This window comes from Nocardia seriolae NBRC 15557 (assembly GCF_007990715.1).
GTDB classification, from domain to species: Bacteria; Actinomycetota; Actinomycetes; order Mycobacteriales; family Mycobacteriaceae; genus Nocardia; species Nocardia seriolae.
Map to the genome: position 1 here is coordinate 28664 of NZ_BJWY01000061.1, position 12973 is coordinate 41636.

Genomic DNA, 12973 nt, shown 5'->3' on the forward strand with positions numbered 1-12973 from the left:
CCAGGCCAGCTAAAGATTCTGAGGCACCATTACGATTTCTTAATATGGACCTGCAGCTCGACCAACTGCGTGCCCTCGATGCGGTGATCAGCGAGGGCACTTTCGACGCCGCCGCGCGCAAACTCAGCGTGACACCCTCGGCAATCAGCCAGCGCATCAAGGCGCTCGAGGACGCGGCCGGGCGCATTCTGGTGCAGCGCACCAAACCGGTGCAGCCCACCGAATCGGGTCTGACCGTGTTGCGGCTGGCCCGCCAGATCCAATTGCTCACCAGCGACACCGCGCGCGAACTCGGCGACGTGCATCAGCCCGCCGACCGGCCGGTGGTGATTCCCATTGCCGTCAATGCCGATTCACTGCAGACCTGGGTCATCGACGCGCTCGGCCACGCGGCCGCGGGCGGCGTCTGCCTGGAGCTGCACCGCGAGGACGAGGAGCACACCACCCGCCTGCTGCGCGACGGCACCGTCATGGCGGCCATCACCTCCACCGCCGCCCCGGTGCAGGGCTGCACCGTGCGCCGCCTGGGCGCGATGCGCTATCGCCCCATGGCGGCACCGGAATTCGCGCGCACCTGGTTCCCCGACGGCCCGAACGCGAAGTCGTTCACGCACGCGCCGGTGGTGCTCTTCGATCGCAAGGACGATCTGCAATTCCGGCTCGTGCGCCACTACACCCGCAAGCCGGTGGATCCGCCCCGGCATTACATCCCGTCCTCGGCCGGATTCAATGACGCGGTGCGGGTCGGTATGGGCTGGGGCATGATCCCGGACATCATGATTCGGCCCGAGGACGGCCTGGTGCCGCTGGACGAGAAGGTATTCGTCGACGTTCCGCTCTACTGGCAGCAGTGGAAGCTGGACTCACCCGCGTTGAGCCTGGTCGCGGCCGCCATTGCCGAGGGCGCGGCACAGGTCCTGTTGTGATAGCACACAACGGGATTCATTGAATGTATCCCCGGGTAATAGATGACGTGAGCGGGGTCTGATGCCATAGTCGATGGCATTGCGGTCGGCCAGGAAGGAATTTCGTTGTCCCAAATCGTGCGCGGCGTCATCGCACGCTCCAAGAACGCTCCCGTGGAAGTCACCGATATCGTGATCCCGGACCCGGGTCCGGGCGAAGCCGTGGTGCAAGTGCAGGCCTGCGGGGTCTGCCACACCGATCTGCATTACCGCGAGGGCGGCATCAACGACGAATTCCCGTTCCTGCTCGGGCACGAGGCCGCCGGCATCGTGGAATCGGTGGGCGAGGGCGTCACCGATGTGGAGCCCGGGGATTTCGTCATCCTCAACTGGCGGGCGGTGTGCGGGTCCTGTCGCGCCTGCCGCAAGGGCAAGCCCTGGTACTGCTTCTCGACTTTCAATGCCGCGCAGCCGATGACGCTGACCGACGGCACCCCGCTCACCCCGGCCCTGGGCGTCGGCGCGTTCGCCGAGAAGACCCTGGTCCACGCGGGGCAGTGCACCAAGGTGGATCCGAGCGTCTCCCCCGCGGCCGCGGGCCTGCTGGGCTGCGGCGTGATGGCGGGGCTGGGCGCGGCCATCAATACCGGCGGGGTGAGCCGCGGTGATTCGGTCGCGGTCATCGGCTGCGGCGGGGTCGGCAATGCCGCCATCGCGGGCGCCAAGCTGGCGGGTGCGACCACCATCATCGCGGTCGATATCGACGAGCGGAAGCTGGAGTGGGCCACCGGGTTCGGGGCCACGCACACCGTCAATGCCGCGAAAGAGGATGCGGTGGAACGGGTTCAGGAACTCACCGACAGCTTCGGCGCGGATGTCGTGATCGACGCGGTGGGGCGGCCGGAAACCTGGAAGCAGGCCTTCTACGCGCGCGATCTGGCGGGCACCGTGGTGCTGGTCGGCGTGCCGACGCCGGATATGAAGCTGGAGATGCCGCTCCTCGACTTCTTCTCGCGCGGTGGCTCTTTGAAGTCCTCCTGGTACGGCGACTGCCTGCCCTCGCGGGACTTCCCGTATCTGATCGAGCTCTACAAGCAGGGCCGCCTGGATCTGGACAGCTTCGTGTCCGAGACCATCGCGCTGGGCGAGGTCGAGGCCGCCTTCACCAAGATGCATCACGGCGACGTGCTGCGATCGGTGGTGGTGTTCTGATGGCGCACATCGACCACACCGTCACCGTCGGCACCTTCAGCCTCGACAACGAGACCTTCGACGTCGACAACAATGTCTGGGTGGTGGGCGACGATCTGGAGTGCGTCGTCATCGACGCCCCGCACAATGTCGAGGCCATCCTCGATGTCATCGGCACCCGCAAGGTGCAGGCCATCCTGGTCACCCACGCGCACGACGACCACGTCCGGGTCGCGCCCGAATTGTCCAGGGCCACCGGCGCTCCCGTGCTCATGCACCCGGAGGACATGGTGCTGTGGCGGCACACGCATCCGGAGACCGCCCCGGACGGTGAGCTCTCGGACAAGCAGGTGATCTCGGTCGGCGGGACCGAGCTGCACGTGCTGCACACGCCGGGCCACGCGCCGGGCGCGGTCTGCTTCTACTCCCCCGATCTGGGCGCGGTGTTCACCGGCGACACGCTCTTCCACGGCGGGCCCGGGGCGACCGGTCGGTCCTACTCGGATTTCGGCACCATCGTGGAGTCGATCGCCGACCGGCTGCTCACCCTGCCGCCGGACACCCTGGTCCACACCGGCCACGGCGAATCCACCACCATCGGCGCGGAATCCGAGCAGCTCGACGAGTGGCGCAAGCGCGTCGAGTGAGGTACCGACGGTGGTCCGGTCCGGGGGCACGCCCCGGACCGGACCGCTGTCAAAATCCCTAACCAGCCCCCAAAGACGGCGCGTCAGAGCCAGACACGCCGGGTTCGTCGGTTTTGCACCTTCATGCCGAGGATTTTCCCAGCGCCCGCGCGCCTAAAGTTGTTCATGAAAAAGCTGACAGCCGCGCTGGCTTTGACGTTCGTGCCGTTTATCGCCGTGGGTTGCTCCTCGTCCGGTTCCGGATCGGTGAGCAAGAGCGATGTGCAGACCAAGACCGGCAGCTTCTACAAGGACAAATCACACGAGGACGCGAAATCCGTGTCCTGCGACGGGAGCCTGCCCGCCAAGGTGGAGGCCACCCAGAGCTGTACCGCCACCGCCGCCGACGGCCAATCCTGGCCCATCACCGTCAAGGTCACCAAGGTGGACGGCAAGGACGTCTACTACGACCTGAGCTTCACCGACGCCTTCGTCGGGCCCGACGATGTCACCTCCAGCGTGTCCGACTTCTACCGCGAGAAGGTCGGCGTCGCGCCGAAATCCTCCACCTGCAACGGCCTGCTGCGCGGCGCCACCGGCGCCACCATCCGCTGCGTCATCACCGAATCCGACGGCACCCGCTGGGGTGTCACCGCCAAGACCACCAATGTCGAAGGCACCAAGGTCAACTACGACATGATCGTGGACGACCAGCCGCTACCCTGATCCCAGATACTGGACGGGCGTTCAGGCTGGAATCTGCGATTGTCACCAGGGTGTGTTTCAATACGGCGGTTTCCAGCTCTGCCCCAGGGGGATCCTCAGCGTGTCAACGCCGCAATCGCCGTTCGGCGCAACCCAATCCGCGCCGGCGCCCAATCAGTTCGGCCAAGCCAATGGCGTGTACTGCCGCTTCTGCGGCGCCACCCCGGCGATCGATCTGGACTTCCGCGCCCACCGCGGCATGGTCTTCGTCATGCAGTACCGGAAGCTGCCCGGACCCTACTGCCGCGACTGCGGGCTGGCGTCGTTCCGGAAGATGACCGGTGACAGCCTGGTGCAGGGCTGGTGGGGACCGTTCTCGTTCCTGATCGCCAACCCGATCACGCTGCTGGCCAATCTGGTGAACCGGTTGCGCGTCGGGCAGTTGCCGCCGCCGATTCCGGGTGCGCACTCGCTGCCGATGGATCCGGGCAAGCCGCTGTGGCAGCGAGCCTCGATCGTCGGTGCGCTGGTGCCGCTGGGGTTGATCGTGGCCCTCATCGCCGCGGCCGCGTCGGGCTCGTCGACGAAATCCAGTTCCAGCCGCCCGTACTATTCGCCGCCGACCACCTATTCGATGCCGGTCATCCCCTCGATGCCCAGCCTCCCGGTAGTGCCGACCACGCCCGCCGTCCGCGACGCCAAGTCCGCGCGGGTCGGGGATTGCGTGCACGACAAGAACGGCGATATCGCCACCGACGACCACCCCAAGCTCGAGGTGGTGGACTGCGGCGACGCGCGCGCCCAGGCGACGGTGCTGGGCAAGCCGACCGGGCCCACGGCCGACACCCAGTGCGATTCCCAGTATCCGAACGCGGACGTGGTCATCACTCACAAGACCAGCATCGGCAACGGACCGGAGATCGAAGACTTCGCACTCTGCTTGCAGCTCAAGTAGTTCCGGCTAGCGGCACGAGTGCAGGGTGGCCTCGGCCAGTTCGTCCACCACATCGCCGAGTTCGCCGCGGGCGCGGAAGGCGTTGAGCTGGCGGCGTGCGCCATTGCCGCGCACCAGCAGGGCGGCCACCGCGTCGGTGACGCAGCCGAGGTCGCCCAATTCGTTCAGGGCGGGCCGGATTCGGTCGATGAGGCGGTCCAGCAGATCGCGCACCGGAACCGTGCGGCCGTCGACGGGATCGACGGCGGTGCCGTCGATGCCCTCGTGCGCCGCCCGCCAATAGGCCGCGCGCAGGCGGTCTTCGGCGATCACGGGCACGGAATCGGTTGTGCGGGCGGTCATCGCGAGGGCGCGCACCAGGCTGGCCAGCAGCGCCGTCTCCTCCACCGTGGCGGGCACGTCGCTCACGCGCACCTCCACCGTCGGAAAGGTGCTGGACGGCCGGACATCCCAGTAGACCATCTTGCGATCCAGGATGACCCCCAGCGACAGCATGGACTCGACGGCCGTCTCGAACTCGCGCACCGAGTCGAAGTGCGGCGGCGGCCCGGCGCTGGGCCAGCGCCGCCACAGGATGTTTCGCCAACTGGCGTAACCGGTTTCGCCGCCGCGGTAGATGGACGAATTGGCGGTCATCGCGAGCAGCACCGGCAGCCAGGGTCGCAGGAAGTTGCTGACCCGCAGCGCGGCGGCGCGGTCCGGCACCGCCACGTGCACGTGGCAGCCGCACAGGCCCTGCTCGTGCGCCAGCCGGCCGAAGTTCTCGGCGATCCGCAGGTAGCGCGGGGTCGCGGTGATCGAGAGGTCGTCGGGCACGGTCGGCGGGACGGCGGCGGCCAGCAGCAGGGCGTCGTTCTTCTCCGCGGAAGCCGCGGCGGCGCGGCGCAATTCCCGCAATTCCCGCAGCAGCTCAACGGTATTCGTGTGCACGCGGGTGCTGGTCTCCACCTGGCACCGCATGATTTCCAATTGCAGCTCCGTGCCGAAATCCGCTGCGGTGCGGACCACGTCGGCATTTCTGCCGACCGGCACACCGGTGCGCGGATCCACGAGGAGGAACTCCTCTTCGACACCGACGGTCGGCGGTGCTTCCACCCACTAGGTGTACCTCAGCCGCGCGGGCCTGACACCTGCCGGAAAGGTCTCTCCGGGCCGTGCCGTCGCCCGGATCTGTCGGTGGGATGGGTCACAATGCCGGGTATGGCATACGACGAGAAGCTGGCCGACCGCATCCGGGACGCGCTGGGGCCCGAGGTCGTGAACGTGGTCGAGAAGAAGATGTTCGGCGGGCTGGCCTTTCTGGTCGGCGGCAATATGGCGGTGGCCGCCAGCGGGCAGGGTGGGCTGCTGGCCCGCACCGATCCCGCGACCTCCGGGCCGCTGCTGCGCGCCGGGTCGGTGGAGCCCATGGAGATGCGCGGCAAGAAGATGCCGGGGTGGCTACGGGTCTCGGCCGAGGCCGTCGCCGACGACGAGGTGCTCGACGAGTGGGTGCGACGCGGAGTCGATTACGCGAAGACGCTCCCGCCCAAGTAGCACGACGAGGCCACGCGGACGTGGGTCACACGAGCGGGCCGTGTGGATTACAGGCAAACAATGTGCGCCGCGGCACAGCCCTGTCGCGACTGTGGCTCGATTCACTGAATCTCCAGCTGCCGCAAGCTCTTTGTCCCGTTCCGTCACCGGGTCTTTACACCACACCACAGTGTGGAAACCTCGGTCGCGCACTGTGGTGAACATGAGGCAAACCGAGATACATGCGCTGGCGTGCGAGGTGTGCGGTCGTCTGCCCCACCCCCGTCGCACCCGGATGGCGCTGGCCAAGCTGGCCGCGGTGTTCCCGGTCGAGCTGGCCCTGCACGCGCTGGTGATCCACCTCGAATTGCCTTATCTGGCAACGGTGTCGATCCTGGCCGTGGCCGCCACCATTCTCGTCATCTGGGTCGTCGAACCCGGGGCCATGCGGTATTTCGCCCGCTGGCTGCACGCCCCGGAACTGCGGCACCGCGACCGGCTCGACAGTGCCGAACAGCTGTGGCGCATCCGGGTTCGCCTGGACAACAAGCCGGGCCGGCTCGAGCTGCTCGCCAAGCAGCTGGCGGATCGGCGGGCCAATATTCTCGCCGTGCACGTGCACCACCTGGAGAACGGCGTGCTCGACGAGCTGGTGGTGTCCACGCCCGCCGACGTCGGCGCGCCGCGGCTGACCCACGCCCTCTCCCGGGCGGGCGGCATCACGGTCGGGATCTGGCCCGCCTCGGCGCTGACCCTGGTCGACGGCCAGACCCGGGCACTGGGCCTGGCCGCGCGGGTCGCCGCCGATCCGGCCGAGCTGCCCCTGGTGATCGCGGAATTGCTTGGTGCGCAATATGTCCCGGATCCGGACTCGGATCGTGTTCCGGGCGGCACCCTGCTCGAGCTCGACGCGCCCGAGGGGCTCGCGGCCATGACCTTCCTGCGCACCGGGGAGCCGTTCACACCGGCCGAGATCGCGCGGGCGCATCGGCTCACCGATCTGGCCCTGGTCACCACCCGCCGACCCTGACGAGCCGGCGGATTCACGAGATCACCTTTGCCACAGGGGCCTTGATCACTGTCCCAGACAGACTTACCCTGGTGGGACGGGCGCAGCGTAGCGCCGGAGTCTGTCCGGAAGGTCCCAACCGTCGTGACCAGCACATCCAAAGACGGCATCGCAGCCAGAGACGGCACCGCATTCGAACACGGCACCGCATTCGAACACGGCACCGCATTCGAACACGGCACCGCAGCCGAAGACACGGCGGCGGCAGCGCCCACGGCTCCCGACCACGAGGTCGCGGTCATCGGCGCGGGGCCCGGCGGGATCGCGGCCGGGGTGAAATTGAAGCGGGCCGGGGTCGACGATTTCGTCATCCTCGAGCGCGCCGACGAGGTCGGCGGCAGCTGGCACGGAAACCACTATCCCGGGCTGGAAGTCGATATCCCGTCGCTGGCCTACCAGTACTCCTTCGCGCGAAATCCCGACTGGAGCAGGCTGTTCGCGGCCGGGGCCGAGGTGAAGCGGTATCACGTGGCGGTGGCCCGGCGCTTCGGGCTGTATCCGCACATCCGGTTCGGGACCACCGTGGTCGGCGAGGAATGGGACGAGCAACGACACTGCTGGCGGTTGCACCTCGCCGACGGCGGGGTCACCACCGCGCGGTTCGTGATCAGTGCGGTGGGTGCGTTCATCAGTCCGAAGATCGACCCCGGGATTCCGGGTCTGGCCGAGTATCGCGGCAAGATCCAGCGGCCCTCGGACTGGGACGAGAGCTACGACCTGACGGGCAAGCGGGTGGCGGTCATCGGCACGGGCGCGAGTTCGGTGCAGATCACGCCGTCGATCGCGGGTGCGGTGGGCAGTCTCGCCGTGTATCAGCGCACACCGGTGTGGTGTGTGCCCAAACCGAATCCGCGGATTCCGCGCGCGGTGCGGTTGGCGCTGCGGGTCCCCGGGGTGCAGGCCGCCGTGCACGGCGCGGCGCTGGTGGTCGTGGACGCCGCGCTGCGGACCATGTCCAACGCGCCCATGCCGCTGGTGCGGCCCACCATGCGGGCCGTCGACGCGGCGGCGATCCGGGGTTATCGCGGCATGCTGCGGCTCATGGTGCGGGATCCGCAGACCCGGGACGGGCTCACCCCGGATTACGGTCCGATCGCCAAGCGGCCGACCGCGAACACCGGGTACCTGCTGGCGTTCAACCGGCCCAATGTCGACCTGGTGACGACTCCGATCGAGCGGTTCACCGCGCACGGCATCCGCACCACCGACGGGGTCGAGCGGGAATTCGACATGGTCGTGCTGGCCACCGGCTATCACGTGTTCTCCGATCCGGAGACCTACACCCCGGGCATGGTGGTCGGCCGTGACGGGCTCGACCTCGGGAAGTACTACACCGCGGCGGGATTGCAGGCGTACGAGAGCGTCTCGCTGCCCGGCCTGCCCAATCGGTGGACGCTGGTCGGCCCGTACTCCTGGTCGGGCAGCGGCTGGCACGCCTTCGTGGAGATGACGGCCGACCATGCGGTGCGCGCGATTTCGGAGGCGCGGCGGCGGGGGGCGACGTTCGTGGCGATCCGCCAGGACGTGCACGACGCCTACCATCGCCGGATCTACCGGCACGGTGCGGCCATGCGCTACTACTTGGCGGAATTGAATGCCCACGTGCCGACCTACTACCGGAATTCGCAGGGCGACAGCACCTATATCCGCCCGACCGGATTCTTCTCGGCGCGGCGCGCGCACCATCGATTCCCCTTCTCGGACTACGAGTTCGACTGTCCGACCGCCTGACCCTTCTGCTCGACAAGGAACTTCGAGCCCATGTTCGAACTGCCGAAATCGGTCCGCATCGCGCTGGGTGCGGCCGGATACGGAATCAGCGACGACCGGCTGGCACCGGCCGTGCGCGGCAAGATAATTCTGGTGACCGGGGCATCCTCGGGGGTCGGCCGCGCCACCGCGCGACGGCTGGCCGCCAATGGCGCGACCGTGCTCGCGGTGGCGCGGCGCACCGCACTGCTGGACGAATTGTGCGCGGAGACAGCGCGATTCCCCGGTTCCGTGCACCCCTACACCGCGGATCTCTCCGATCCCGACGCCTGCGCCGCTTTGATCACGCGGATCCTGGCCGAGCACGGGCACGTGGATGTGTTCGTCAACAACGCGGGCAAGTCCATTCGCCGCTGGCTGTCGGATTCGCTGGATCGCTGGGACAATTTCGACGACACCGCCCGCATCAACTATCTGGGTCCGGTGCGGCTGGTGCTGAGTCTACTGCCATCCATGCGGGCGCGGCGGCGAGGGCACATCGTGAACATCAGCACCGCGGGGGTGCACGGCCCGGCCGTCGGCTGGACCGCGTACATCGCCTCGAAGGCCGCGTTCAACGCCTGGATACGCGGTGCCGCAACGGAATTGCGCGCCGACGGCATCGCCGTCACTTCCATCCATCTGCAATTGGTGCGTTCGGAGATGCTGGGGCCGTATCGGATGTACCGCTACACCCCGAGCATGTCGATCGACGAGGCGGCCGCGCTGGTGTGCCGGGCGATCGTGGACCGTCCCTTGGCGATTCGCCCGTGGTGGGAGCGCGCCGGTGCGCCGCTGTCGTACGCGCTCGACAATTCCCGTGCGGTGCAACGGCTGCTGACGTTGTACTCCACGGCCGGGAACTGGAACAACCGGCCCGCGGACTGGGCCGGGCCGCTCGGGCGGGTCGAGCGCACCGCCAACCTGCTCGATGACGCGGTCACGGTGGCGGGGTGGATTCCCGCCAGCGGCGCGCTGGGCCTGCTGCCTCCGGCGCGGATCCCGCAGCTGGCGGCCGCTTTCCGCGATGGAATCAGCCTGGCGACCACGCTGTCGTCGTTCGCGGCCCGGTTTCCGGATCGGCCCGCGGTGATCGACGACGACGGCGCGATCACCGCGGCGGAGCTGGATCGGCAGGTGCGGCGGCTGGCCGCGGCGCTGCGGGCGCGCTGGGGTGTGGGGCGCGGGCAGCGGGTCGGGGTGCTGTGCCGCAATCATCGCGGCTTCGTGGTGGCGGCGTATGCGGCGGCGCGGCTGTCGGCGGATCTGGTGCCGTTGAACTACGGGTTCGCGGGGCCGCAGATCGGTGAGGTGCTCGACCGGGAGCAGGTGGGGCTGCTGCTGTACGACGGTGAATTCCACACGGAGATAGAGAAATCCGGTTTCGAGGGACACCGGGTGGTGGTGCGGGGCGCGGCCGGCGGGCTGCCGACCGTGGCGGAACTGGTCGCGGCGGGCGGGCCGCCGGTGCGCGAGCCCGCGTCCGGCGGATCGATCATTCTGCTGACCGGCGGCACGACCGGGGTGCCGAAGGGCGCGCCCCGGCAACTGGGCGTGGGTGCGGCCGGACCCGCGCTGGCCGGGCTGCACCCGCGCATGGTGCTGGCCCTGGCCGATCTGGCCCGGATCGAGCCGATTCCCCGGCTGGGACGGCCCATGGTGATCGCACCGCCGCTGCATCACACCTACGGCTTCCTGGCGCTGGCGGGGGCCTTCCTGCTCGGCTCGACGGCGCTGGTGCACGAGCGGTTCGATGCCGCAACGGTTCTCGCCGATATCGAGCGGTACGACGTGCACATCGCCTGCCTGGTGCCGACCATGCTGAACCGCATCATGGCGCTGCCGCCGGAGGTTCGACGCGGTTATCGCACGCAAAGCCTGCAAATGGTGGTGTGCGGGGCCGCTCCCCTGCCACCCTGGCTGGCCACGGCCTTCCTGGACGAATTCGGCGATGTGCTGTTCAACGGCTACGCCTCCACCGAGACCGGAGCCGGAACCTTCGCCACCCCGGCCGATCTGCGCGCCGCGCCGGGCACCGTCGGACGGCCGCCGACCGGGATCGTCGACATCCGCATTGTCGACCGCGACGGCCGAGAGCTACCGACAGGTGTCACCGGCCGGATCATCAACAAGAACCCCAGCATGTTCCACGGCTACAGCGACGGCCGCTCCAAGGAGATGGTCGGAAAGTACATGGACTCCGGCGATCTCGGGCATTTCGATACCGAGGGCCGATTGTTCGTGGACGGCCGCTCCGACGACATGATCGTCTCAGGCGGGGAGAACGTCTTCCCCCAGGAGGTCGAGGAGGCGCTGCTGGCACACCCGGCGGTCGCCGACGCCGGGGCAGTGGGGGTACCCGATGACGAGTTCGGCCAACGGCTGGCAGCGGCGGTAGTGCTCGAGGCCGGGGCACGCACGACCACACAAGCGCTGCAACAGCACATCAAGGCAACGCTCGCCAACTACAAGGTCCCACGCGACATCGCGTTCGTCCCGGAGTTGCCGCGCACGACAGCTGGCAAACTACGGCGCCAACAACTTCCGGAGGTCATCGCAGGCGCCGCCGCCGACATAGACGAATCCGACCGATCCCGGACATGATGCCCCAATCATGCCTTCCACCGACAACTCCCAGCCCCCGCCCACCTCGGCGCGGAGGCGCCACCCCAGAATCGGCGAGCGGCGAAGTCCTGGAGGCGTTTTCGGGATAAATCCTCTCCGGGGCTCGCCACCCGGCGACAGGGTGCGACAGTGGATGGTGCTGGGGTGTTGGGGCCAGGTCGATACGAGGCTGGAGTGGGGCCTTACGCCGGATCGACTACCGATCGCAGCCCCATGCTCAGACCGTCATCTGCATCGGGTCGTCAGCAGACTCTTCTGGCAGATGTGCTTCGAATGGGATTCCGGCCCAGGCTGACCCGTCCCACCAGCGCGCGAACGTAACGATGTCAGCGTCCGAGAGCCTCGGATGTATGACGGTTCGATCGACCGCCAGCACCCACTCCGGAGCATCCTCCCATGGATCGAACTCGGTCTCGAACAGCTCGCTCGATTCGTCCCCGCCGAAAAGCAACGCCCGCCCATTGCTCCCGTGAACCAGCACGAACCAGTTCCCGGTCCCGTCTTCGGAGACCAACCGGTCCCCGGCCGCCCAGTGGAGATCATCGGAAGGGCGTATCGCGATCGCGTGCGCACCATCCTTCTTGCGATTCAACAAGGCGCGCCCCTTGGCAACGATCTGCGCCCAGAGCAACTCAGGCTGTGGAAGTGCAAGCGTCATGCGCAGCAAAGTACTCCGCACTACCGACACCAGACCGCCTCTGCGGCACACACTTCAGGCCAACAGCAAACGACCTGTACTGCCGCAGAGCGCGCTGACCGAACCGACCAGTGCGATAAGACCGTTCGACCGGTTGGCAGCGGCCGCCGGCTTCAACGTCCTAGCGCCGCGGATCAGACGAACAGCATTGATCGAGGATTTCCACCGATTCCCCAGCCGATCGAAAGCCGGGTGGCTGCCACCGTCCCACTCCCAGCGCGGTCCGTCAGCGACAAGATCAGGGAGCTGTCAGCGAGGGGAAGTGGACAAATTTCCGCAGTGAGAGCTCCCTGATCTTGTACGGTGCGCACACCCGGGGTGGCACCGATTTGGCGATCTACGAACGCGCTGTCATGCCGCGAGCCAGGTGTTCTGCACCAGCTGCGCTTGACTGTTCTGGATCACCGACCGTCACGTGCGGAGAACTCGCGTTCCACGGCCGCGATCTCGTCCAGGAACATTTTCTGAACTTCGTCGAACTCCCCAGCCCTCAGCCAGACCTGCCGTAAATGGACCCCAGGCACAAGGACATCGAACTCGTACACCTGCGGCCCGACCGGAACTGATCCGACTGGGGCGCCTTCCTCGCGCATTCGCTCGAAAGTCTGTCCGCGGTCCTCGTACAGAGCCGCCATCACCGTGCGAAAGGCGACCTCAGTCGGCTCATCGATCAGCTGGGCTTGCGCCTCGAAGATGCCGACCGACTGGCCACCACACCACCAGCGGATGCGCCCCCACAGCCAACGGAAGAAGTCCGGCTCGGACATCCTGTTGCTATCGAGCTCGAACTCGACGGCAAACCGGTCCGGATCGCCCACGATCACCGTTGACTACCACCCTCCAAATGCTGAGATGCCGCCTTTCTCCTCACGAGCCCAATAATCCCAGGTGGGCAATGCCATCCTGCGCGAGCGCAAACACGGACCGGGCTAGTAC

At 67.6% G+C, this 12973-nt stretch carries 12 protein-coding genes; 9 read left to right on the forward strand and 3 right to left on the reverse strand.

What is annotated here, in order from left to right; genetic code table 11:
* Positions 1–44: 44 nt before the first annotated feature.
* The 5 genes from NS2_RS19250 to NS2_RS19270 all read left to right on the forward strand — a co-directional run bounded on the left by NS2_RS19250 (position 45) and on the right by NS2_RS19270 (position 4382).
* Positions 45–926: a LysR family transcriptional regulator ArgP gene (locus tag NS2_RS19250; protein ID WP_033088862.1), complete on the forward strand. Its 882-nt coding sequence runs from the start codon at positions 45–47 to the stop codon at positions 924–926.
* Positions 927–1031: 105 nt separating this feature from the next.
* Positions 1032–2117 (forward strand): S-(hydroxymethyl)mycothiol dehydrogenase, encoded by a 1086-nt coding sequence (locus tag NS2_RS19255; RefSeq protein WP_036548150.1) that lies wholly within the window; start codon positions 1032–1034, stop codon positions 2115–2117.
* On the forward strand, positions 2117–2743 hold the full coding sequence (locus NS2_RS19260; RefSeq protein ID WP_370737290.1) for an MBL fold metallo-hydrolase: 627 nt from the start codon (positions 2117–2119) through the stop codon (positions 2741–2743). The genes NS2_RS19255 and NS2_RS19260 overlap by 1 nt, the downstream gene beginning before the upstream one ends.
* 165 nt (positions 2744–2908) lie before the next feature.
* Positions 2909–3448: a DUF4333 domain-containing protein gene (locus tag NS2_RS19265; RefSeq protein WP_106852341.1), complete on the forward strand. Its 540-nt coding sequence runs from the start codon at positions 2909–2911 to the stop codon at positions 3446–3448.
* Positions 3449–3548: 100 nt separating this feature from the next.
* Positions 3549–4382 (forward strand): LppU/SCO3897 family protein, encoded by an 834-nt coding sequence (locus NS2_RS19270; RefSeq protein ID WP_143161359.1) that lies wholly within the window; start codon positions 3549–3551, stop codon positions 4380–4382.
* A 6-nt stretch (positions 4383–4388) separates the two neighbouring features.
* Here NS2_RS19270 and NS2_RS19275 read toward each other — a convergent pair whose 3' ends face one another.
* Entirely contained in the window at positions 4389–5477 is a 1089-nt protein-coding gene (locus tag NS2_RS19275; protein WP_033088865.1) for a glutamate--cysteine ligase, read from the reverse strand.
* Between the two features lie 105 nt (positions 5478–5582).
* Here NS2_RS19275 and NS2_RS19280 point away from each other — a divergent pair, with 105 nt between their 5' ends.
* The 4 genes from NS2_RS19280 to NS2_RS19295 all read left to right on the forward strand — a co-directional run bounded on the left by NS2_RS19280 (position 5583) and on the right by NS2_RS19295 (position 11319).
* Positions 5583–5918 (forward strand): TfoX/Sxy family protein, encoded by a 336-nt coding sequence (locus tag NS2_RS19280; protein ID WP_033088866.1) that lies wholly within the window; start codon positions 5583–5585, stop codon positions 5916–5918.
* Between the two features lie 202 nt (positions 5919–6120).
* The gene (locus NS2_RS19285; protein WP_147207237.1) at positions 6121–6927 is read left to right on the forward strand and encodes a putative antibiotic biosynthesis monooxygenase; all 807 of its coding nucleotides are present in this window, start codon (positions 6121–6123) and stop codon (positions 6925–6927) included.
* Positions 6928–7206: 279 nt separating this feature from the next.
* Positions 7207–8697 carry a flavin-containing monooxygenase gene (locus tag NS2_RS19290; protein ID WP_033088880.1) on the forward strand — a complete coding sequence of 497 codons (1491 nt, stop codon included), beginning with the start codon at positions 7207–7209 and terminating at the stop codon, positions 8695–8697.
* A 30-nt stretch (positions 8698–8727) separates the two neighbouring features.
* Positions 8728–11319: an SDR family NAD(P)-dependent oxidoreductase gene (locus tag NS2_RS19295; RefSeq protein ID WP_081986037.1), complete on the forward strand. Its 2592-nt coding sequence runs from the start codon at positions 8728–8730 to the stop codon at positions 11317–11319.
* Positions 11320–11557: 238 nt separating this feature from the next.
* On the opposite strand, the gene NS2_RS19300 is transcribed toward NS2_RS19295, so the two are convergent.
* Positions 11558–11998: a hypothetical protein gene (locus tag NS2_RS19300; protein WP_036552343.1), complete on the reverse strand. Its 441-nt coding sequence runs from the start codon at positions 11996–11998 to the stop codon at positions 11558–11560.
* Positions 11999–12438: 440 nt separating this feature from the next.
* Positions 12439–12861: an Imm42 family immunity protein gene (locus NS2_RS19305; protein ID WP_033088869.1), complete on the reverse strand. Its 423-nt coding sequence runs from the start codon at positions 12859–12861 to the stop codon at positions 12439–12441.
* Positions 12862–12973: the final 112 nt, after the last annotated feature.

Excerpts from the sequence above, each read along its gene's own strand:
- NS2_RS19250 (WP_033088862.1), top strand. The coding sequence starts at position 45 with ATGGACCTGCAGCTCGACCAACTGCGTGCCCTCGATGCGGTGATCAGC.
- NS2_RS19260 (WP_370737290.1), top strand. The coding sequence starts at position 2,117 with ATGGCGCACATCGACCACACCGTCACCGTCGGCACCTTCAGCCTCGAC.
- NS2_RS19265 (WP_106852341.1), top strand. The coding sequence starts at position 2,909 with ATGAAAAAGCTGACAGCCGCGCTGGCTTTGACGTTCGTGCCGTTTATC.
- NS2_RS19280 (WP_033088866.1), top strand. The coding sequence starts at position 5,583 with ATGGCATACGACGAGAAGCTGGCCGACCGCATCCGGGACGCGCTGGGG.
- NS2_RS19285 (WP_147207237.1), top strand. The coding sequence starts at position 6,121 with ATGAGGCAAACCGAGATACATGCGCTGGCGTGCGAGGTGTGCGGTCGT.
- NS2_RS19295 (WP_081986037.1), top strand. The coding sequence starts at position 8,728 with ATGTTCGAACTGCCGAAATCGGTCCGCATCGCGCTGGGTGCGGCCGGA.
- NS2_RS19300 (WP_036552343.1), bottom strand. The coding sequence starts at position 11,998 with ATGACGCTTGCACTTCCACAGCCTGAGTTGCTCTGGGCGCAGATCGTT.